Annotated in this window: 1 protein-coding gene and 1 pseudogene; both read left to right on the forward strand. The window is 46.9% G+C overall.

Going from position 1 to position 1,731, the window contains the following annotated elements:
• The coding region (locus WMO25_RS17740; protein WP_349086532.1) for a terminase TerL endonuclease subunit at nucleotides 1–1,367 on the forward strand (1,367 nt) is incomplete at its 5' end.
• Between the two features lie 21 nt (nucleotides 1,368–1,388).
• Nucleotides 1,389–1,731: pseudogene (locus tag WMO25_RS17745) on the forward strand (phage portal protein); the annotation flags it as partial.

Here is a 1,731-nt window from a genome sequence, read left to right on the forward strand (position 1 = left end):
AATCAACGGCACTGGCATCCGAATACAACGGAATCAGAGAGTATGACGTTGATATCTGTGCGAACAATGAGGACCAGGCTCTCCGGCCGGTACAGGATATCGTTGGAGCATTCGAGCAGCCTAAGTGGCTCAAAAAGCTCCAGCGATTTTTTAAGTGGACAAGGGAGAAAGTGGTCTGCAAGAGCACAAGGTCAACAATAAAGGGACATACAAACAATCCGGGCGGAAAAGATGGTCTCCGCTCCGGAATGGTAGTGCTCAATGAGATTCATCAGTATCAAGACTATAAGAATATCAATGTATTTACGACCGGCCTGGGAAAGAAGAAACACCCACGCCGGTCATATTACACTACCCAGGGAGATGTCAGGGAGGGACCGCTGGATGATCTGCTGGAGACAGCAGAGGGAATCCTGTTCGGAGGAGAACCAGACAACGGCCTACTACCGTTTATCTGCCGGTTGGACAGCAAGGCAGAGGTACACGATGAGAAGAACTGGGAAAAGGCTAACCCATCATTGAGATACCTGCCGGATCTCATGGAGGAGATCCGGAAAGAATACAGAGACTGGTTGAAACGGCCTGAGAAGTTCACGGCATTCATGACCAAGAGAATGAACCTCCCAGACGGTTCCAGCGAGATCAAAGTGTGTGCTTATGAAAGAATCAAAGCCACTAACAGACCTGTACCGGTAGATGATCTGGTGGGAAGAATGTGCACCTGTGGCATCGACTTCTCAAAAGTCACTGATATGATTTCCGTCAATCTCCATTTCAGAGACGTGGATACCAGGTATGATCTAAACCATTCCTGGCTCTGCCTGCAGTCAAAAGACTTGCCAAGAATAAAGGCACCATGGAAAGAATGGGCGGATCAGGGACATATCACACTGGTTGATGATGTGGAAATCCACCCGGAGCTGATCGTGGACTATATTGCAACTCAGATGGAATACTATTCGATCAAGAAAATGGCAATAGATGATTTCCGTTATGCTCTGGTGGCCAAGTATCTGCAGAACATTGGTTTTGATGCAAAAGTGTACAAAAACCTAAAACTGGTAAGACCGTCAGACATCATGAAAGTTGCGCCGGTTATAGACAGCTGTTTTGCAAATGACTATTTCGTGTGGGGAGATAACCCGGTGTTGCGTTGGGCAACAAATAACACAAAGATGGTCAGATACGGCCGGAAACCGGGAAAGGAAGATGATGCCGATATTGGAAACTTTGTATATGCAAAGATTGAGGCAAAGTCAAGAAAGACAGACCCATTTATGGCATTGGCCGCATCTATGACGGTAGAGGATGACCTGCCGTATGCTCAGAGCGTAAGCGCGCCGGATCTGGGCGTATTCACATATTAGCGCAGAAAGGAGGAAACTGACATGGGATTAAGTCTCAGAAAGCTATTCAAGGCAAGAGAAAAACCGGGAGAAGATGTGCAGCGGGTATCATCTGTGGAAATTGCAGATCAGCAGGTCCGTGATGCAGTAACAGAAATCTGTCTGAGAGAGCTGGCGTTCTGGACTTGTGTAGGAAAGATTGCCAACGCTCTGACAAAATGTGAATTTCGCACGTTTTACGAGGGAGAGGAACTGTTCAAAGATGAATATTATCTCTGGAACTACGAACCGAACCGCAACCAGAACAAAGCAGAATTTCTATCAAAGGCCATGGAGCAGTTATTCCGGAACAATGAGCTTTTGATAGTAGAGAGCTATGACGGAC

It is taken from the genome of Coprococcus intestinihominis (assembly GCF_040096555.1).
In the GTDB taxonomy this organism is placed as follows: Bacteria; Bacillota; Clostridia; order Lachnospirales; family Lachnospiraceae; genus Coprococcus_A; species Coprococcus_A intestinihominis.